The 17,474-nt window shown below is 63.4% G+C and carries 20 protein-coding genes; 5 read left to right on the top strand and 15 right to left on the bottom strand.

The annotated features are described in order from the left end of the window. Positions 1-10 precede the first annotated feature (10 nt). Genes RMQ97_RS09665 through RMQ97_RS09685 form a run of 5 tightly spaced genes read right to left on the bottom strand, consistent with a single transcriptional unit; the run spans position 11 to position 2,325 of the window. Entirely contained in the window at positions 11-649 is a 639-nt protein-coding gene (locus RMQ97_RS09665; RefSeq protein ID WP_413660667.1) for a DUF2460 domain-containing protein, read from the bottom strand. Further along, positions 646-948, bottom strand: coding sequence for a phage tail tape measure C-terminal domain-containing protein (locus RMQ97_RS09670; RefSeq protein WP_413660668.1), 303 nt, complete (start codon positions 946-948; stop codon positions 646-648). The genes RMQ97_RS09665 and RMQ97_RS09670 overlap by 4 nt, the downstream gene beginning before the upstream one ends. After that, on the bottom strand, positions 945-1,340 hold the full coding sequence (locus RMQ97_RS09675) for a hypothetical protein (protein ID WP_413660669.1): 396 nt from the start codon (positions 1,338-1,340) through the stop codon (positions 945-947). Before RMQ97_RS09675 ends, RMQ97_RS09670 begins: the two co-directional genes overlap by 4 nt. After that, a complete protein-coding gene (locus RMQ97_RS09680) occupies positions 1,337-1,747 on the bottom strand; it encodes a DUF3168 domain-containing protein (protein WP_413660670.1) in 411 nt (136 codons plus the stop codon). Before RMQ97_RS09680 ends, RMQ97_RS09675 begins: the two co-directional genes overlap by 4 nt. Next, complete coding sequence (locus RMQ97_RS09685; protein ID WP_413660671.1) at positions 1,744-2,325, bottom strand: hypothetical protein; 582 nt, start codon at positions 2,323-2,325, stop codon at positions 1,744-1,746. The genes RMQ97_RS09680 and RMQ97_RS09685 overlap by 4 nt, the downstream gene beginning before the upstream one ends. Positions 2,326-2,331: 6 nt before the next feature. Here RMQ97_RS09685 and RMQ97_RS09690 point away from each other — a divergent pair, with 6 nt between their 5' ends. Then, on the top strand, positions 2,332-2,712 hold the full coding sequence (locus tag RMQ97_RS09690; protein ID WP_413660672.1) for a hypothetical protein: 381 nt from the start codon (positions 2,332-2,334) through the stop codon (positions 2,710-2,712). On the opposite strand, the gene RMQ97_RS09695 is transcribed toward RMQ97_RS09690, so the two are convergent. The 6 genes from RMQ97_RS09695 to RMQ97_RS09720 all read right to left on the bottom strand — a co-directional run bounded on the left by RMQ97_RS09695 (position 2,705) and on the right by RMQ97_RS09720 (position 7,752). After that, positions 2,705-3,916: a phage major capsid protein gene (locus RMQ97_RS09695; RefSeq protein WP_413660673.1), complete on the bottom strand. Its 1,212-nt coding sequence runs from the start codon at positions 3,914-3,916 to the stop codon at positions 2,705-2,707. The two genes, RMQ97_RS09690 and RMQ97_RS09695, sit on opposite strands and share 8 nt — an antisense overlap. After that, complete coding sequence (locus RMQ97_RS09700) at positions 3,913-4,362, bottom strand: HK97 family phage prohead protease (protein WP_413660674.1); 450 nt, start codon at positions 4,360-4,362, stop codon at positions 3,913-3,915. The genes RMQ97_RS09695 and RMQ97_RS09700 overlap by 4 nt, the downstream gene beginning before the upstream one ends. Further along, complete coding sequence (locus RMQ97_RS09705) at positions 4,355-5,425, bottom strand: phage portal protein (RefSeq protein WP_413660675.1); 1,071 nt, start codon at positions 5,423-5,425, stop codon at positions 4,355-4,357. The genes RMQ97_RS09700 and RMQ97_RS09705 overlap by 8 nt, the downstream gene beginning before the upstream one ends. 30 nt (positions 5,426-5,455) lie before the next feature. Then, positions 5,456-6,604 (bottom strand): DNA-packaging protein, encoded by a 1,149-nt coding sequence (locus RMQ97_RS09710; protein WP_413660676.1) that lies wholly within the window; start codon positions 6,602-6,604, stop codon positions 5,456-5,458. After that, positions 6,525-7,163, bottom strand: coding sequence for a hypothetical protein (locus RMQ97_RS09715; protein WP_413660677.1), 639 nt, complete (start codon positions 7,161-7,163; stop codon positions 6,525-6,527). Before RMQ97_RS09715 ends, RMQ97_RS09710 begins: the two co-directional genes overlap by 80 nt. Positions 7,164-7,302: 139 nt before the next feature. Then, positions 7,303-7,752: a YcgN family cysteine cluster protein gene (locus RMQ97_RS09720; protein ID WP_413660678.1), complete on the bottom strand. Its 450-nt coding sequence runs from the start codon at positions 7,750-7,752 to the stop codon at positions 7,303-7,305. Between the two features lie 93 nt (positions 7,753-7,845). On the opposite strand from RMQ97_RS09720, the gene RMQ97_RS09725 reads away from it, so the two are divergent. Next, positions 7,846-9,798 (top strand): transglycosylase domain-containing protein, encoded by a 1,953-nt coding sequence (locus RMQ97_RS09725; RefSeq protein ID WP_413660679.1) that lies wholly within the window; start codon positions 7,846-7,848, stop codon positions 9,796-9,798. On the opposite strand, the gene RMQ97_RS09730 is transcribed toward RMQ97_RS09725, so the two are convergent. Continuing rightward, positions 9,720-10,598: an ion transporter gene (locus RMQ97_RS09730; RefSeq protein ID WP_413660680.1), complete on the bottom strand. Its 879-nt coding sequence runs from the start codon at positions 10,596-10,598 to the stop codon at positions 9,720-9,722. The genes RMQ97_RS09725 and RMQ97_RS09730 overlap by 79 nt on opposite strands. A 109-nt stretch (positions 10,599-10,707) precedes the next feature. Here RMQ97_RS09730 and RMQ97_RS09735 point away from each other — a divergent pair, with 109 nt between their 5' ends. Together RMQ97_RS09735 and RMQ97_RS09740 are read left to right on the top strand one after the other, a co-directional pair. Beyond that, on the top strand, positions 10,708-11,112 hold the full coding sequence (locus RMQ97_RS09735; RefSeq protein ID WP_413660681.1) for a PAN domain-containing protein: 405 nt from the start codon (positions 10,708-10,710) through the stop codon (positions 11,110-11,112). A 136-nt stretch (positions 11,113-11,248) separates the two neighbouring features. After that, on the top strand, positions 11,249-12,331 hold the full coding sequence (locus RMQ97_RS09740; RefSeq protein WP_413660682.1) for a DUF2336 domain-containing protein: 1,083 nt from the start codon (positions 11,249-11,251) through the stop codon (positions 12,329-12,331). A gap of 12 nt (positions 12,332-12,343) precedes the next feature. On the opposite strand, the gene RMQ97_RS09745 is transcribed toward RMQ97_RS09740, so the two are convergent. After that, positions 12,344-13,057, bottom strand: coding sequence for an SDR family NAD(P)-dependent oxidoreductase (locus RMQ97_RS09745; protein ID WP_413660683.1), 714 nt, complete (start codon positions 13,055-13,057; stop codon positions 12,344-12,346). A 114-nt stretch (positions 13,058-13,171) separates the two neighbouring features. Beyond that, on the bottom strand, positions 13,172-14,092 hold the full coding sequence (locus RMQ97_RS09750; protein ID WP_413660684.1) for a LysR family transcriptional regulator: 921 nt from the start codon (positions 14,090-14,092) through the stop codon (positions 13,172-13,174). Positions 14,093-14,205: 113 nt separating this feature from the next. Between RMQ97_RS09750 and RMQ97_RS09755 the strand changes: the two genes are divergently transcribed. Next, complete coding sequence (locus RMQ97_RS09755) at positions 14,206-15,165, top strand: SDR family oxidoreductase (protein ID WP_413660685.1); 960 nt, start codon at positions 14,206-14,208, stop codon at positions 15,163-15,165. Between the two features lie 80 nt (positions 15,166-15,245). Here RMQ97_RS09755 and purL read toward each other — a convergent pair whose 3' ends face one another. After that, positions 15,246-17,471: a phosphoribosylformylglycinamidine synthase subunit PurL gene (purL, locus tag RMQ97_RS09760; protein ID WP_413660686.1), complete on the bottom strand. Its 2,226-nt coding sequence runs from the start codon at positions 17,469-17,471 to the stop codon at positions 15,246-15,248. Positions 17,472-17,474: the final 3 nt, after the last annotated feature.

Consider the following 17,474-nt stretch of genomic DNA (forward strand, 5'->3'; position numbering starts at 1 on the left):
TGTCATCCTCCTATCCACGCAATTCCACCAGGGACAGACCGCTCACCCGCCCCGCTCCCCGGCCAACAGGCTGAATCTCCAGCTGGTCCACATCGAAACGCACGGGCAGGTCGAACTCGAAACTGGCACGGATCATCGCCCCGTCCGGCGGCGGGCTCGCGAACTCGACACGGCCGGTATGCGGCTCAAGCGACCAGCCGGTGTCCTGCCGCTGATCGTCGACATAGATCTGCACCGAAGAGGCGCGCGGCTTGTGAACGGGCAGGCGCAGCGGCGCGGTCGCATCTCCGGCCTCACGCACAAGCTGGACATACAGGCTCACCCCGTCCGCAACACACTGGTCGGCGCGATGCACAGACCCGGACAAGAGCGGGTCTGCAAACAGAAATCCGTGCAAACGCCCGCGGCGGGCATCAAAAAAGCGCACCAGATGATCGAGCGCCTCGGCCTCCAGCACACCCGGTCCGAACTGCCACTGGCGTACGGGATAGGCCTGCCGCGTTGACCGCGCCTCATGACCAGACGCAAGCGCGGTGATCCGGGTGTGCCAGAACGCGCCGCCTTGAGACCGGGCAGGCAGATCCATCTCAAGACGGACGGGATGAAAGGCGGGCGGCAGCAAGCCGGGCGAAACGGGATGCACGCTCACAGGAACCGGCTCCCGCGCCGCACGGCACGCGCCAGAGGCCGGGCCCACTCGCTCAAACCTGTCGGTGCGAACTCGGCCCCCGCCCCGTTCAGCAAGCGTGACAGGAGTTCATCGGCGGCCAGGCGGGCCAGATCGGCCAGGATCGTGTCGCGCATGCGCTCAAAACTCAGCTCACCGGATCGGGCTGCCGCCTCCATCTCCGCCGCCATGCGCTGGCCGGTCGCCTCAAACAGGCCTTCCAGTCGCTGGGCGAGCGCATCCGCCTCGGCCTCCAGCGCCTCCAGATCGGGTTCGTTCATTCCAACTCCTCCAGTGAAACCGGACCGCTCGAAACCAGCGTCAGGCTCAGCCCGTCCTCACCGCGCGAAGACAGGGCGTAATCGAGTGCGGTGATCAAACAGCGGGCCTGCACCCCCTGCCCGTCCGGCAGTGCGAACCACCAGGGCACGGCACGGCGCGAAAGCGCCAGCTGACGCAGGGGGGCGTCTGACCGGTCATTCAGGCCCACACCATCGAGACGCACAGTGAGCCGTCCCGGCTCGGTCACGCTCTCATGGGAGGCCCAGTCCTCGGGCGGACGGGCCAGGGGGCGCACGGGCATCGGCAGGGCAAAGGCCAGCCGGGCCTGCCGCACACCAGACAGGGAGATCCAGTCCTGGTCCGGCCGCATGCGGACATCAAAACCTCTCATCCCGCCCTCCGCATGCGCACATGCAGCCGCACGAGACCGCGTTGCTCGCGGCGCTCGCCCCGATCGAACGTGTCGGCATAAACCACCTGCCAGAAATCCAAATGCCAGGGCGCGGGCAGGATGGGAGGTTGACGCCCCAGACTCTCGCGCACCGCCAGGGTCAGCCGGGCGGCATCACGCCCCTCGCCCCGGCTCACCACGTCCAGTGTCAGTCGAAACTCGCAGCCCGGCCCGCCGGAATAGTCCAGCGCGCTTTCGCGCACCGCCCCCCAGCGCAGATAGGGCCAGGCGGTTAGCCGCCCGACACTGCGAGCCCATCGGACCGTGCCCCCCAACGCCTGGACCAGGCTGGCATCCTCGCTCAGCCGGGTCTCGATCGCCCCTTGCAGGCTTTCCAGCGCACTCACAGGCAGACCCGGGTCCAGGCGGACATGAGATCGCGCACGACCGGAGGCGGTGCCTGGTCGAGCGCTGCCCCTTCAGCCCAGGCGATGACCCATTGCTGCATCGCCTCGACCAGTTCGTCCGGCACCTGCTCGGCTCGCGCCCCAAAACCCGCGCGATAGGTCAGAACCAGGCCTTGGGTGGGGCGCAAAGGCGCGGGCCAGCAGGCATCGGCCTTGAGCACAAGACGGGCGCGGTGCGAACCGCTGTCCAGCCGGAACGGCCAGGGGGTGACCGGGTGGTCCTGCTCCTCCTCATCAATCAGGACCAGCTGCTCAAAGGCCAGAACCGGTCTGCGCGCGAGGCGAAAGGCTTCACCAAAACCGGACAGGCGGGCGTCCTGACCCCAATGATCGAGGCGTTCAACCAGGGTCTGTTCGATCAGGGCGAGTTGGCATTCCTGCTCGACACGCCGACGGGCGCTGCGTATCCAGTGACGGATGGGGCCGTCGAGCCGGTCATCGCTCAATCGAAGGCGATCACGGATCTGGCCCACGGTGACGGGCTCCACCGCGGGTGGAGCAAGACTGTGAAGGGACATGGGGATATGACCTCAAAGGGCCAGCCCGCCGGTCAGGCGCGTTTTGATGCGGTCCTGGCCTGGCTGGCCGGTCTGGCGCTCAGCGCCGGGGTGTCCTTGGCGATTTCCTACGCTTTGACCCTGATGGCGGCGGACGCCATGGGGTTTGATCCGGCGACCGCCAGCCTGGCGCTCTGGCCCGTCTGGATGACCGGCATGCTGGCCGGCTGGCTGGTCTGGCAAAGACCGGCCGAGGATCTGGTCCGGGTCCGCTGTCTGGGACGTGACCCGGTGCGTCAGTCTCGGGGCTTGCCGCAGGACCGGTCCGACACGGACACGGTGAGTGACCAGGCCGAACAGGCCCTGCGACAGGCCCTCGCGCGGGAACGGAACGAGACGGCTAGCTGACGCCGAATTTGAGCAGTTTCACCGCCTCGAAATCCTGCACCCCGCCACCCACACGTTTTGTGGTGTAGAACAGCACATAGGGTTTGGCCGTATAGGGATCACGCAGGACCGCCACGCCCTGGCGATCGAGGATGAGATAGGCCGCCTGGAAATCACCGAAGGCCAGCGCCACGGCATCATTGCCGATATCGGGCATGTCTTCCGCCTCGACTACCGGATAGCCCAGCAGACGCGACGTACCGTCCGCGGACAGGCCGGGCTGCCAGAGATACTGCCCGTCCGCATCCTTGAACCGGCGCACAGCCGACAGGGTCTGCCGGTTCATCAGAAAACTTCCGCGCGCGCGATAGCGGGTCTGAGGCGCATAAATCAGATCGATCAGAACATCAGCGGGATCGCTGGCGGCAAATCCCCCGGCCACCCCGGTGGCGACATAGCCGATCTGGCCAAAGGACTGACTGCCCTCAGCGGCCCGGCCATAATGCAACAGACCGCGCGGCTTGTTCACGCCATCGCCATGCAGGAAGGCCTGGCTTTCCTGGGCGGCAAACACACCGCGCACTTCTTCGGCCAGCCATTGCTCGACATCCAGGCTGGCATCCTCCAACAGGGTCTGCGTCGCGGCCGGCATGGCGTAGAGTTCGGCCGAGGGCAGATCGATCACGTCCATCACGGGTGTTGCGGTTTCCGGCCGCGCCTCGCTTTCCCCGACCCAGCCCGCGGCGGCCCCACCGCGCGAGACCGGCTTGCGGTAAAGCCCGCCCTCGACCGTGCGCACCTGCGCCAGACGTCGCATGGGCGAGGCTTCCGCGATCAGGGCATCGATCCGGTTTTCCGTCTCGACCGGCACGACATATCCGCCATCGCCGGGCGAGCCCGCCTCCAGCGATTTCGCCTCCGCCAGCCCCGAGGCATCGCCGCGCTGGAGATAGCGGGTGAGACCGGCATTGCCCGCAGTCGACACCTGGCGCGGTGGACGGGCCGCCTCCATCACCAGGCGATCCAGCGCAGATTTCTGCTCGGCCAGCCCCTTGTCGATGCGCCGCACCTGGTCTTCCAGCAGCGTATCGGCGCCATGACGCGCCTCGATCTCGGCCAGACGCTGATCATTGGCCGATTTGAAGGCTTCAAAGGTCGCCATCACCTCGCCCAGGGCGGTACGGGTTTCGGCATTCATCGGGGACATCTTGGTTTCCTGGGTCATGCGACCTCCTGTTCACATAGGGATGAAAATGACGGCGCCGGGACGGGAACGAGACGCGCGCCCGGCAAAAGCGGAAAAGTGACGATGGAGACTTCCCAGAGATCGATCTGATGGAGCGAGCGCCCCGGTCCGTCACGCGGGCTGGAGCGCCGGGTCTGGAAGCCGATCGACAATCCATCCACCGCTCCCGAGGCGACCAGCCGCGCTGCGGTGCGCGCGCGCGGACCGGCACACCCGATCTCGCCCTCCACATACAGCCCCTTCCGGTCCTCCTCGATCCGGGTCCAAAGCCCCACGGGTTCGGAGGGGTCGTGCTGGAACAGCATGGGGATGCGACGACCGGCCCGCAGCGTCTCGGCAAAGGCACCGCGCTGCACGATATCGCCGGACAGGTCGGCCACGCCGAACAGGCTGGCATGCCCCTTCAGATAAACGGTCTCACGCATGCCCGGCCTCCCCGCGGGCGTCCGGATCGGGCAAAACCTCCAGCCGGGGGCGGATCTCCAGATCCTCGCCATACCAGGGGGCCAGCCAGACGGTGAGCGCAGCCGCCATTTTACGGACCAGCGGGATCAGGGTCTGACGAGTGAAGGCGAGATTGGCCTCACGATAATTGGCATAGGTATTGTCGCCGGGCAGGCCCAGCAGCAAGGGCGGCACACCCAGCGCCAGCGCCATATCCCGCGCCGCCTCCTGCCGGGCACCGGAGAAATCCATCTCGGCCGGTGAGAGCCCCATGGGTTTCCAGTCGAGCCCGCCTTCCAGCAATAGCGGACGACCAGCATTGGCCGCACCGCCATAAATCTCCGCCAGCTCGGCCTTCAATCGATCGAACTGGTCGGGATTGAGCCGTCCCTCGGGCCCCGACAGGACCAGCGCCCCCGACGGTCGTGCCGCATTGTCGACCAGGGATTGCGCCCATTGGGTGATGGCGCTGTGCAAGGCCATCGCCCGTCCGGCAGGGCGCAGCGGAGACAGCCCGTACACATCATCTCCGGGGTGAAACAGTTTGATGTGGAAAACCGGGCTGCGCCCAGTCCGGCCATCACGCTCGAATACGCGTTTGGTGCGCCCGGCGCGATACTCCCAAGCGATGGGCCAGCCCTCGCTGTCCAGCTTCACCTGCATACGATCCGGTCGCAATCCATACAGCCCGGCCGGGCCCGCCGGCGGCTGGATCAGTTCGAGATAGGCATTTCCTGCCAACTGAAGATAACCATAGAGGTTTTCCCACAATTCCGGTCCGGACTGATCCGGATTGGGGCGGCTCAGCAGGGTGAGCACATCCCGGTGAGCACTCTCAAACGGGATGGCCGCCGCGCCTTCCGCGATAAGGCGGACGCAGCGATGGACAATCGCCTGACCGGTATAGGCTTCGACCGGCTGCGGATCAGACCGCCCCGGCCGTATGAGCGCCTGGCCCAAGATTGCCTGGCCGACAACCGGCGGCGCGACCCGCGCGCGCGATTTCATCTCCCGGCCCCAGAGCCGGTCGAACCAATGAGGCATCAGCCCCTCCCTTGTCGAAATGTAAAAGCGCTAGAGCTGGCGTAGGCGCGGATCACCGAGCGAGGACAGCATCAGCGCGTGCAGGGCCCACACCAGCGCATCCACACGATCCGGACTGCCCCGAGGCATGTCCGGCGCGCCAAAGGCACACATCTGATCCTCCAGCGCCGGAAAAGCCCGGGCATGTCGTATTCGATCACTGGCATAGAGTGCGGCGACAGGCTCGGCCCGTGTGCGCTTGCCTCGTGCGGCATGGACAAGCTGGACCGGTAAATCCGGGCTGGCTGTGCGCAGGACACTCGCCACCATATCGCCGCCCTGATTGGCTTCGGCGATCACCCGGTCGGCCTGCCACGCCTCGAACAGGGCGGCACAGCGCTGCGCCCACTGGTCCGGTCGGGCCGGGCCAAAACTCCCGTCTTCCAGAACAACCGCCCGGCGATGAACCCCCTCACCCCAGGCGCCCGCGACAATCAGACCGCATTCAGCGGCCCTCTCGCCTGAGGAGGCCGGCGGGTCCACAGCCACGACGATGCGATCATAGGCGGCCGGGATATCTCCGGCGCGGGCGCGTTCCATGTCCGACCTCTGCCACAGGGCATCGGGTGGATCATCGATAAGCTCCCCCAGCAATTCCTGTCGGGCGAGATGGGTCTGCCCATAGGCCGTATCGAGCATCTGGGTGAAACCATCTGCCAGATTGTGCGTATTCATCTGTGTCGACTGGTGGGTGACCGCCACATCGGGGGCCTTCACCAGACGTTTGAGCACCGGAATGGGGCGCGGCGTTGTGGTCAGCAGGATTTGCGGGCTCTCGCCCAGACGCACACCCATGCGGAGAATATCCAGCGTCGCCTGGGGTTTCGGCCAGGCCGCAAACTCATCGCCCCATCCGATGTCGAATTGCGGTCCGCGCAGACCGTCCGGGTCCTCGGCGGAGAAGACCTGGGCTACCTCGCCCCCGGGCCAGACCAGGCGCTTGCGCGACACCTCATAGCGCGGCGCATATCCGTTCCAGTCGAGACTCATCAGCCCGGACGGACCATCAATCATCACTTCGCGCGTGTCGGAAAAGGTCGGCCCGACCAGGGCAATCCGGTCAATCCGGCCCTGGGCGATCCGGCTCTTGATCCACTCCGCTCCGGTGCGGGTCTTGCCCGCTCCCCGACCGCCCAACATGAGCCATATATTCCAGGGCGGTTCCGGCTCGACCTGCCCGCCATGGCACCAGTGTATCCAGCTCTCCAGGTAGATCCGGCACTGTGCAGCATCCATCCGGGCCAGCCAGCGCGCCCGTTCGCAAGGCTCCAGCCAGGCGATCGAGACGGCGTTCGAGTTCCGCCCGGGGATCTCCCCAGCGCGGACGTTCACCCGGGTCGGGTGATGTATCTTTCGGGCCATGCATGTGTTTCTCCAGCTCGCGGCGGGTCCTGATCTGGGCCGACAGGGATTGGGCAATCTGACGCGCACCGCTCCAGTCACCCTTGAGCGCATGGGCCCGCGCGATCAGGAAAAAGCGCAGCCAGCTTTCATCCACGCCCGGTCCGAGCCCTTTGAGCGCCGCCTGACGCAGGTTTCGAAACCGGGTGCTCACAGCCCCCGGTGACACGCCCTGGCTGCGGGCAATATCGCGGACGGGTTCGCCCTTGAGACTTCGCAGCCATAACCCGGCCCACTCCGCCTCGCTCAGCCGCGCCCGCTGGGGCGGGGCCGTGTTCGTTTCCAATTCATCGACCATGCCCGAACTCTACCCCGCAACCGTACGGTGGGGATTGTTTGCGAGACAAAATGCTCAAGCCTTTGGGAGGATTGAGTCGATCTGTCCGAAGGGCGGGGATGAGCGGTTGTGGGCGCGCCCTAACACCCGGGGAGACCGGTCAGTCGGCCTCGCCGGGCCATTCGACAATGTGCTCATTCCAGTCGATGTCGTCGAGATCGGCGCCCTCCACGACCATGTTTTTCACCGACATTCCGGCTTCATGGGTGGAATTGGGATCGCCGGTGACCAGCGGATGCCAGTCGAACAGGTCCTTGCCCTCGCTGATGAGCCGGTAGGCACAGGTTTTGGGTATCCAGGGCAATTGGGGGATGGTGCGCGCCGTGAGGATCACGCAATCGGGTACAATGCGCTTGCGCTGCTCATAGTTACCGCAGCGACAGGTGGAGCCGTCGAACAATTCGCAGGCCACATCAGTGTCGAGCCGAAGCCCGGTATCTTCGTCTTCCAGCTTGATAAGACAACACTTTCCGCAACCATCACACAGGCTCTCCCACTCCTCGCGGGACATTTCCGAAAGGGTTTTCACTTTCCAGAAAGGTAAGGACATGGATATCGCCTGAATTCCGCCGTGATTTCACGAGTAAAGGAAACGACCTCTAAGCCCGGGACGAAACAATTGGAAGCCTTTCGAGCGGACCACATGGCCGAACGTGATCGGCGCGAAAGCCGTAAACGCCTGATTTTCTGGGGCGGCATCACGACGACCACGGCTGCATTGCTGATCAGCGCCATCTGGTTCTGGCACTGGGCCTTCCATGATCTGCCGACCGCTCCGGACGATGCGGCCAGCCTGTGGTCAACCCGGCGCGACCCTTCTGTCACGCTGCAGGACCGTCAGGGCGAAGTGCTGGCCGTGCGCGGTCCGCTCTATGCCCCGGCAGTGGCGCTCGACAGCCTGCCCGAGCATACCGTGCTCGCTTTTCTGGCCATCGAGGATCGGCGCTTCTACGAACATGACGGCATTGATCGTCGTGGCATTGCCCGGGCCCTGTGGCGAAACTTCCGCGCCGGCCAGACCGTGCAGGGCGGCTCGACCATCACCATGCAGCTGGTGAAAAACCTGATCTTGACCCCGGAACGCTCCATCCGGCGCAAGCTGCAGGAAATGCGTCTCGCCCGGGCGCTGGAACGCAATCTGACCAAGACCGAAATCCTGGAACTCTATCTCAACCGGATCTATCTGGGCGCCAATGCCTATGGCATCGAAGCAGCGGCCCGGCGCTATTTTGACAAATCAGCCAGCGAGCTGACCCTGGCCGAAAGCGCGCTTCTGGCGGCCCTGCCCAAAGCCCCCAGCCGTCTTGACCCCACAGCCAATCTTGCCGCAGCCCAGCAGCGCGCCGCACGTGTGATCGCCGCCATGGCCGATGCCGGCTACATCACCGAGGCCGAGGCCATCGGCGCCCTGGCCCTGCCCGCCGAACCCGTGCCCGGCACTATTATTCCCGCTGTGGCCAGCCGCTATGGTCATGTTTTTGACTATGCTATCGCCGAGGCACGCCGCCTGGTCCCCGAGGACATCCCCGATCTGGTGATCCGCACGACGATTGATCGCGAGATGCTGGAAGAGGGGCAGGCCGTGCTCAATGCCTTCATCGCGGAGGAAGGCGAGACATCCCAGGTCAGTGAAGGCGCGATTGTGGTGCTTGAACCCGATGGCGCCATCCGGTCCATGGTGGGCGGCCGGGAATATGTGGACAGCCAGTTCAACCGCGCCGTCCAGGCACAACGACAACCCGGCTCCGCGTTCAAACCGATCGTCTTTGCCGCAGCGGTGGAAGCCGGCGCCGATCCCTCGATGGCCGTCTGGGACGAGCCGGTCGATCTGGAAGGCTGGTCGCCACAGAACTTCTCGGGCAATTACAGAGGCCTGATCACGCTTCAGGATGCGCTCAAACGGTCCATCAACACCGTGGCCGCGCAGATTGCCGACGAGATCGGAATTCCCGCTGTCATTGATATGGGGCGTCGCATGGGTATTCGCTCTGACCTGCCCAACCTGCCCGCTCTGGCTCTGGGGGCGGGTGAGGTCAATCTGCTCGAACTGACCGGCGCCTATGCCACCATCGCCAATGAGGGCGAGCGTCAACGTCCTTATCTGGTGCTCTCGGTGTCCAACAGCCTGGGCGATGAGCTGTACAGGCATTCCGAAACCGCGCCCGTGCGCGCCATGTCCGTCGAGACGGCGCATGCCATGTCCACCATGATGCAGGATGTCATCCTGTCCGGTACGGGTCGACGAGCCGCCTTGTCCGATCGTCAGGTGGCCGGCAAGACCGGCACCAGCCAGTCATTTCGCGATGCCTGGTTTATCGGATTTACCGCCGACTACACCGCCGGGGTCTGGGTCGGCAATGATGACGACAGCCCGATGAACGAGGTGACCGGCGGCGGGCTGCCCGCGCGCATCTGGCAGGACTACATGACCCGCATCCATGCCGACCGTCCGGCTCGCGCCCTGTCGGCCAATGCGCCGCGCGTGCGCACTGAACGTGAAGATCGGCTCGCCGCGTTTTATTCCGAACTGTCGGGCCTGTTTTCCGACGTGCTGGAGGATGGCGCCACAGTGGATGACCCCTCGATGGACCGCTGAAGCAGCGCCTTCATCTCGGCAATTTCCGATTTGAGATCAGCAATCTCGCGATGAATGATCGCGCGGTCAGCTTCCGCTTCGGCTTCGCGCTCTTCCTCATCGTCAAAATGCTTGGCCTGAAGACTGTCGACAATAATGGCGATGAACAGGTTGAGGACGGCAAAACTCGTCAGGACGATGAACACAAGGAAGAAGAGCCAGGCCCAGGGATGGTGTGCGCGCACCGGATTTTGAACTTCCGTGGCCCAGCCTTCCAGCGTCATGACCTGGAACAGGGTGATGGCACTTTCCCCGAGCGTCCCGAAAATATCCGGATTGGACACGCCGAACAGCTTCACGGCCATCACGGATGAGACATAGAAGATCAGGGCCAGAACAGCGATGATCGCGCCCATGCCCGGAATCGCATTGAGCAGGGCTTCGACCACATTGCGCATTTGCGGCATGACGGAGAACAGGCGGAAGGCGCGCAGAATGCGCAAGGCCCGCAGGACCGAGAAGCCGCCGGCATCCGGCAGGATGGACACCGCGATCACGATCAGATCGAACCAGTTCCAGCCCGAATAGAAGAAGCGATGGCGGTAAGCGATGATTTTTATAAGAATTTCAATCACAAAGATCGTCACAACGACCTTGTCGACCATGGGCATGATGACATGGAACCAGGCCCCGTCATAGGGGTAGGTTTCCAGACCCAGCGTAATCGCGTTGATCACGATCAAGGTCATGATCGTGTTGCGGAATATGGTGCCTTCGATGAAGGTCGTCAGATGAGCGGTCAGACCGGTCTCCGCACGCATGCCGTCCCCTTTCCCATTGAAATTCACGGCCTTCTCGTATCGCCCGGTCTGTCAACTTGCAACTCGCAATGGAAGGGATTGTTAAAGCCTGACGCGTCTTATCACTGTTATGAAACAGGTTTGCGGATTTTTGGGGCTATGTGCGACGCTGGTGGCAACAGCGCCAGTTGAGGCCCGTGATGATGTCTTGCCCGGCTGGACACGGCATGGATCCGTCTATGACCGGCAGCCCCTTCCCCAATCCCGTCCGGGCGATTGTGCGCTGGTGTGCAATGGCGATGCCCGGTGTCAGTCCTGGGTGCATGTCCGGCCCGGCCTGGAAGGGCCCGAGGCGATGTGCCTTTTGCTGTCCACAACACCGACCGCAGTCCGCGCCCCGGGTCGAACCACCGGACTGGCGCAATCCATCGTGATTCAGATCGAACTGGCCGCCGAACGTCCTCCCAATGAGCAGGAGATCGAGGCCTTACGGGCAAGCATACGTCCGGCAGACCGGCCACCCCAGCGTCAGTGACCGCACTCAGCCCGCGTATTTTCGGCCAATGCGAACAATTTGAAACATTGCTCCTACCGGTTTTTAACAGGCCCTCACCTAGTGTGGTCGGCAGGAGACACGGGATAATCCCGGCCCGGATCGGATAAGGTGGACAATGGCTGTCATCACACGACTGAATCAACTGGAGGATCTGGCTCGGGAAAAATCCAGTGAACGACGTCGCGCGCTGTTGCGGGAAGTGACGGATCTGTTTTTCGAAACCCCGCCGGAAGAAGGCCAGGCCGCCGCAACCGAATTCGAGAATGTCCTGACGCTTCTGGCCGAACAAACCGCCGAGGAAGCCCGCCAGGAATTGTCCGAGCGTTTTGCCGACAGCCCCATGGCACCCCACGGACTCGTATTAAAGCTCGCCCAGGACGCTATCCAGGTTGCCGCGCCCATCCTCACCCGATCCTCCGTGCTCAGCGAGCAGGATCTGGTCAGCCTCGCGGATTCGGTGGACCAGTCCCATCTACAGGCCATCTCCAAGCGCGACACCGTGCCCGAACAGGTCTCGGCCCGGATCGTCCAGCGCGGCGATGACCACACCCTGGCCACGCTGGTGCGCAATGAAGGCGCCCAGCTGTCCCGGGAAAGCTTTGAAACCGTGACCGAACGCGCAGAACGCTCGCCGGTGATCCAGGGCCCGCTGGTGGAGCGCTCCGATACGCCAACCGATCTTTTGTCTGATCTGATGCTGACGGTTGAAAACCGCCTGCGCGAACGGATCCTGGAACGGTTCAGCGAGGTTGACCCGGCCGAGCTGGAAGTGGCCATGGCCAAGTCGCATGACCGTCTCGCCTCCCGCATGAAGGACGACAAGGCCCTGGCCGAGGCGGAAAAATTCATTCGCACCAAGGCGGTCCGCAAACAGCTGGACGGCAATCTTCTGGTGCGCCTGCTGCGCGACAAGGAGTATCTCAAATTCCAGGTCGGTTTTGCCGAGATGGCGGATATCGATGTCACAGCGGCCCGGCGAGCCATTGACCAGCCGAGCATTGATCCCCTGGCCCTGATCTGCAAGGCCGCCGGATTTGAGAAAGCCCTGTTTGTGACCCTCGCCATCCTGCGGCATGAAAACGCCCAGGACGCGTTCAAGGACGCCAAGGCCCTGGGCAGCCTCTATGATGCGGTGGATGCGGGGGATGCCGACCGGGCGCTGCGCTTCTATCGCATGCGTAAACAGATGGCCGCCTGACCCGCGCACCCGCTAGCGATAATTCGCAAACTCCGCTTCGATCAGTCGTGGATCATCCAGCCATTTGGCTTCGATGGCCTTGGCGGCCGGGTCCGGGAAGATATAACGCTGACCCGTTTCCATCCCGGCGAGAATAGCCTCGACGACGCTTTGTGGTGTCGCCAGCTCGATCTCGACTCCCTTGTTCATGTCCGTATCAATGGGACCGGGATACACACCGAACGCGGCGATCCCGTGATCGGCAAGCTCGGTGACCAGGCTTTGATGCGCCATGAAGAGCGCCGCCTTGGACGCACAATAATTGGCCAGACCGGGCATGCCCCCAAAGGCGCAGATGGAGAGGATATTGGTTACAAAACCCGGTGCGTTACGAGCCAGCACAGGGCAGAGGCTGCGGATCAGCTCGACCGGGCCGAAATAATTCACCGCCATTTCCTGCTCGAAATCACCCGGCCGGGCATCCAGAATGCCGCCGCGCAGATTGATCGCGGCATTATTGATCAGCCCGGTCAGATCCGGCATCAGCAGCGGCAGATCGCCAAACCTGTCAGGTTGCGACACATCCAGTTCCACAGGCTGAACCCGCTCGTCCGCAAAGGGAGACGCCTCCACCCGACGCATGCCGGCGTAAACGCGGTTAGCGCCGCGCGCCAGCAATCCCTCGACCAGGACCTGACCCAGCCCGCGATTGGCCCCGGTGACCAGAACCGTCTGCCCCTCAATCATGATCGGCCCTCCCGCCTTGCAAAATGGTAGCGCTAAACAGCAAGCCACAACGCGCAGATAAAGGCCAGTGGGCGGATCGGGCCATGCGATAATTTTGCCGTGATCGGGTGCGGCTCAATCGCCGGTCACGTCGCGGATCAGGCCGGGCAGATGCTGACGCGCCAGGTCGATCACACATTTGAGCCGCGAAATCTGTTCGGAGCCGGGCCGGTAGGTCAGATAGAGCGGGCGCCAGTGAGATTCCCATTCCGGCAAGACCCGGACCAGACGTCCCGCCTCCCGCGCCTCGCGCACCAGCAGGTCGGGAAGCCAGGCAATACCCTGCCCCTGTTCCGCCAAGCGTTGGAGGATAATGAAACTGCGCACCGCAACCGGGCCCGAGACCTGGACTGTTTCGGATACACCCTCGCCCCCCGGGGATGTCAGAAGCCAGCCTACGCGCGTGTCCGGGGCAGAAAAGACCAGGCAGGTCTCATTGGCCAGATCCGCGGGCTGTTTGAGATCGGCCAGCCCGGGATAATCGGGCGAGGCCACCAGAACCCGACGGTAGGCGCCCAGCTCGCGGGCGACCAGGCGATCATCCTGGACTTCCTGGATGCGAAAAGCGAGGTCAAACGCCCCCGACTGCATGTCCTCCCAGTCATACGACACGCGCATGGTCAGCCGCAGATCGGGATAGGCCGCGCGTACGATGGGAAAAAAGGCATCAGCGACAAAACCACCGAATTCTGGCGTGGCGGCGATATGGACCGTGCCATCCGTTCGCCCGGTCTGATCCAGCGCCTCATCAAACAGGCGCTCGCCCTCGGCAAGCAGGGACTGGATGCGGGGCAAGAGCCGTTCTCCCTCCGCCGTCAGCCTCACCGAGCGCGACTGGCGCAGGACCAGGACCACGCCCAGCCGGGCCTCCAGCTGGCTGACATGTTTGGACACAGCCGACTTGGCCAGCCCCAGCGCATCAGCCGCCGCCGTAATGGAGCCATGCCGCGCCACGGCCTGGATACTGACAAGTTCCGCATGATTTATCGTTCTCATTTTCAGAACCCAACGTTCTCAATCATCCCATTGTTCGACATTTCTGATCGATTACCTGTCTCACCGCAAGGGAGATGACAGACCGCCTCCCCACCCCAGCGGAGCGAGACGCGATGAAATGGACCTTCATTTCCAAACGCAAATCCCGCACGGACACAGACACACCCCGTGCGGCCAACAAGGATGAAAACCTCATGAAAATCCTGATCACCGGAGCCAGCAGCGGTTTTGGCAAACTGACCACTTTGAGCCTCCTCAAGGCGGGCCATGCCGTTTCAGCAGGCGTGCGCGATGCCAACGGGCGCAACAAGCGCGCCGCGGATGAATTGCGGGCCGCTGGCGCGCATATCGTGGAGATCGATGTAACCAACACGGAAAGCGTGGATGCGGGCGTGACAGCAGCGCTTCAGGCGCTCAACGGCCTGGACGTGCTCGTCAATAATGCCGGCGTCGGCATGTATGGCCTGCAGGAAGCCTTCTCCGACGAGGAGATCAAGCGGGTCTTCGAGGTCAATGTGTTTGGCCTGAACCGCGTGACACGGGCCGTCCTGCCGCATATGCGCCAGCAGGGTTCGGGTCTGTTGATCCACATCTCCAGCGTGCTTGCCCGGATCACCCTGCCCTTCTACGGCCCGTACAATGCAACAAAATGGGCGGTTGAAGCCTTTGCCGAGAATTACCGAACCGAGCTTTCCCCCTTCGGTATTGAGAGCGTCATGGTCGAGCCGGGCGGTTTCCCGACCGAATTCATGCAGGCACTTGTCCAGCCCAGCGACACCGATCGTATCGCTTCCTACGGTGAGTTTGCCGAGGCCCCGGCCGGTTTCGCCGCCGCCTTCGGGGAGGTTCTGGCCCAGAACCCGCAGCAAGATCCGCAGCTGGTGGCCGATGCCGTCCTCAAACTGGTCGAGACACCTGCCGGCGAACGTCCGCTGCGCACCCCGGTCGACATGCTGGGTCTGGCAGACGCGCTGGCCCCGTATAACGCCCAGCTGGAAGAGATCACCGCGGGTGTCTATGGCAATTTCGGGATTGCAGACCTGCTCAAGACCAAGGTGAAGGCCGAGGCCTGAGCCTGGAAGCCGATTGTGTCGCCACAAAAAACCCCGCCGGATGCGATCCGGCGGGGTTTTCATGTCAGATGGGCTGACGCCTATTCGGCAGCCTGGGCGCTCATCATCGCCGGCATCCAGCCCTCATGGGCGGTGCGCAGCGTGTCCAGCTCCAGCGGATGGGCGCCATTGACCGTGATCGCCGTGCCGCCGGTCAGACCGATCACCTGGACCGGAACACCATCCGCACGGGCATCGTCCATGATGGCGATCGCCTGGTCCTTGGAGGCTGCGATGAGATAGCGCGCCTGGTCCTCGCCAAACAGGAAACCATGCATGGGCACATCACTGCTGGGCTCGTGCGCCAGCTTGATACCCATGCCGGAGGCCAGGGCCATTTCCGCTGCGGCGACAGCCAGACCGCCATCGGCGATATCGTGACAAGCGGTCACGCGACCGGCGCGGATCTGACCACGCACAAAATCGCCATTGCGTTTCTCGACGTCCAGATCCACATGCGGGGCGCCGCCATCTTCACGGCCCTCGACCACACGCAGATAGATGGACGAGCCCATGGCCCCGGCGCACTCGCCGATCACCAGCAGGATATCGCCCTCGCCCATGCCGCCAAAACCGGCCCGCTTGGACATGTCCGGCAGAAGGCCCACACCGCCCACAGCCGGGGTCGGCGGAATGGCTACACCATTGGTCTCGTTATACAGGCTCACATTGCCCGACACGACAGGGAAGGAGAGACGCTCACACGCCTCCGCCATGCCTTCGATACATCCGACGAATTGACCCATGATCTCTTCGCGTTCCGGATTGCCGAAATTGAGACAATCGGTGATCGCGATCGGATCGGCGCCTGTTGCGGTGAGATTACGCCAGGCTTCTGCCACGGCCTGTTTGCCCCCCTCATAGGGGTTGGCCTGGCAATAGCGCGGTGTGCAGTCGGTCGTGATCGCCAGCGCCTTGTCGGTGCCGTGCACCCGCACCAGCGCCGCATCGGAGGGATCTTCCGAACTGGCCACCGTATCGGCCATCACATGACGATCATACTGGTTGTAGATCCAGGCCTTGGACGCCAAGTCCGGACTGGACATCAGGCTCAACAAAACCTCGCCCATATGACCGGGCTGGGCCACATCCTTGGCATCGATCTGCGCGCGCACTTCCGGCGCATAGAAGGGGCGGTGATATTTCGGCGCATCATCGGCCAGCGGCGCAATCGGGATATCACACACCGTCTCGCCCTTGTGCACCAGCACCATACGGCCGGTATCGGTGGTCTCACCGATCACCGCCACGTCCAGCTCCCATTTTTCGAAGATCGCCTTGGCCACATCTTCGCGGCCCGGCTTCATGATCACCAGCATGCGCTCCTGGCTTTCCGAGAGCATCATCTCGTAGGTGGTCATGTTCTCTTCGCGCTGAGGCACGGTATCCATGTCGAGACGGATGCCGATACCGCCCTTATCCGCCATTTCAACCGAGGACGAGGTCAGGCCCGCCGCCCCCATGTCCTGGATGGCGGCAATGGCATCGGTCGCCATGAGTTCGAGACAGGCCTCGATCAGCTTTTTCTCGACGAAGGGATCGCCGACCTGAACCGTGGGGCGTTTCTCTTCACTCTCATCATCAAACTCGGCGGACGCCATGGTGGCGCCGTGAATGCCGTCGCGGCCGGTCTTGGACCCGACATAGACGATCGGCTGACCCGGCTGGGCACCGCGCGCGTAGAAGATATTATCCGTCTCGGCCAGACCCACAGCCATGGCATTGACCAGAATATTGCCATTGTAACCGGCATGGAAATTGGTCTCGCCGCCCACCGTGGGCACACCAACACAATTGCCATAACCGCCAATGCCCGCGACCACACCATCCACGAGATGCGGGGTCTTTTCATGTTCCGGCGCCCCAAAGCGCAGCGCGTTCATCAGGGCCACCGGACGCGCGCCCATGGTGAACACATCGCGCAGAATGCCGCCCACACCCGTCGCCGCACCCTGATAGGGCTCGATGAAGGAGGGGTGGTTGTGACTTTCCATCTTGAAAATGGCCGCCTGGCCATCCCCGATATCGATCACACCGGCATTCTCGCCCGGCCCCTGGATGACGTTCTCACCGGTGGTGGGAAACTTGCCCAGATGCGCGCGTGAGGATTTGTAGGAACAGTGTTCCGACCACATGACCGAGAAAATACCCAGCTCGACCATGTTGGGCGCACGCCCCAGCCGGTCGAGGATGATGGCATATTCCTCATCATTGATACCGTGTTCGGCGACAATCTCGGCGGTGATGCCGTCAGCGTATTGGGTCATTGG

It is taken from the genome of Maricaulis sp. D1M11 (assembly GCF_047308265.1).
Classification (GTDB): domain Bacteria; phylum Pseudomonadota; class Alphaproteobacteria; order Caulobacterales; family Maricaulaceae; genus Maricaulis.

What these genes read in the sequence shown, in the direction of transcription:
- RMQ97_RS09730 (WP_413660680.1), bottom strand. Translation starts at nt 10,598, where the DNA reads ATGCGTGCGGAGACCGGTCTGACCGCTCATCTGACGACCTTCATCGAA.
- RMQ97_RS09720 (WP_413660678.1), bottom strand. Translation starts at nt 7,752, where the DNA reads ATGTCCTTACCTTTCTGGAAAGTGAAAACCCTTTCGGAAATGTCCCGC.
- RMQ97_RS09735 (WP_413660681.1), top strand. Translation starts at nt 10,708, where the DNA reads ATGAAACAGGTTTGCGGATTTTTGGGGCTATGTGCGACGCTGGTGGCA.
- RMQ97_RS09700 (WP_413660674.1), bottom strand. Translation starts at nt 4,362, where the DNA reads ATGCGTGAGACCGTTTATCTGAAGGGGCATGCCAGCCTGTTCGGCGTG.
- purL (WP_413660686.1), bottom strand. Translation starts at nt 17,471, where the DNA reads ATGACCCAATACGCTGACGGCATCACCGCCGAGATTGTCGCCGAACAC.
- RMQ97_RS09710 (WP_413660676.1), bottom strand. Translation starts at nt 6,604, where the DNA reads ATGTTGGGCGGTCGGGGAGCGGGCAAGACCCGCACCGGAGCGGAGTGG.
- RMQ97_RS09725 (WP_413660679.1), top strand. Translation starts at nt 7,846, where the DNA reads ATGGCCGAACGTGATCGGCGCGAAAGCCGTAAACGCCTGATTTTCTGG.
- RMQ97_RS09755 (WP_413660685.1), top strand. Translation starts at nt 14,206, where the DNA reads ATGAAATGGACCTTCATTTCCAAACGCAAATCCCGCACGGACACAGAC.
- RMQ97_RS09695 (WP_413660673.1), bottom strand. Translation starts at nt 3,916, where the DNA reads ATGACCCAGGAAACCAAGATGTCCCCGATGAATGCCGAAACCCGTACC.
- RMQ97_RS09690 (WP_413660672.1), top strand. Translation starts at nt 2,332, where the DNA reads ATGACCTCAAAGGGCCAGCCCGCCGGTCAGGCGCGTTTTGATGCGGTC.
- RMQ97_RS09685 (WP_413660671.1), bottom strand. Translation starts at nt 2,325, where the DNA reads ATGTCCCTTCACAGTCTTGCTCCACCCGCGGTGGAGCCCGTCACCGTG.
- RMQ97_RS09750 (WP_413660684.1), bottom strand. Translation starts at nt 14,092, where the DNA reads ATGAGAACGATAAATCATGCGGAACTTGTCAGTATCCAGGCCGTGGCG.
- RMQ97_RS09675 (WP_413660669.1), bottom strand. Translation starts at nt 1,340, where the DNA reads ATGAGAGGTTTTGATGTCCGCATGCGGCCGGACCAGGACTGGATCTCC.
- RMQ97_RS09740 (WP_413660682.1), top strand. Translation starts at nt 11,249, where the DNA reads ATGGCTGTCATCACACGACTGAATCAACTGGAGGATCTGGCTCGGGAA.
- RMQ97_RS09705 (WP_413660675.1), bottom strand. Translation starts at nt 5,425, where the DNA reads ATGCCTCATTGGTTCGACCGGCTCTGGGGCCGGGAGATGAAATCGCGC.
- RMQ97_RS09745 (WP_413660683.1), bottom strand. Translation starts at nt 13,057, where the DNA reads ATGATTGAGGGGCAGACGGTTCTGGTCACCGGGGCCAATCGCGGGCTG.
- RMQ97_RS09670 (WP_413660668.1), bottom strand. Translation starts at nt 948, where the DNA reads ATGAACGAACCCGATCTGGAGGCGCTGGAGGCCGAGGCGGATGCGCTC.
- RMQ97_RS09715 (WP_413660677.1), bottom strand. Translation starts at nt 7,163, where the DNA reads ATGGTCGATGAATTGGAAACGAACACGGCCCCGCCCCAGCGGGCGCGG.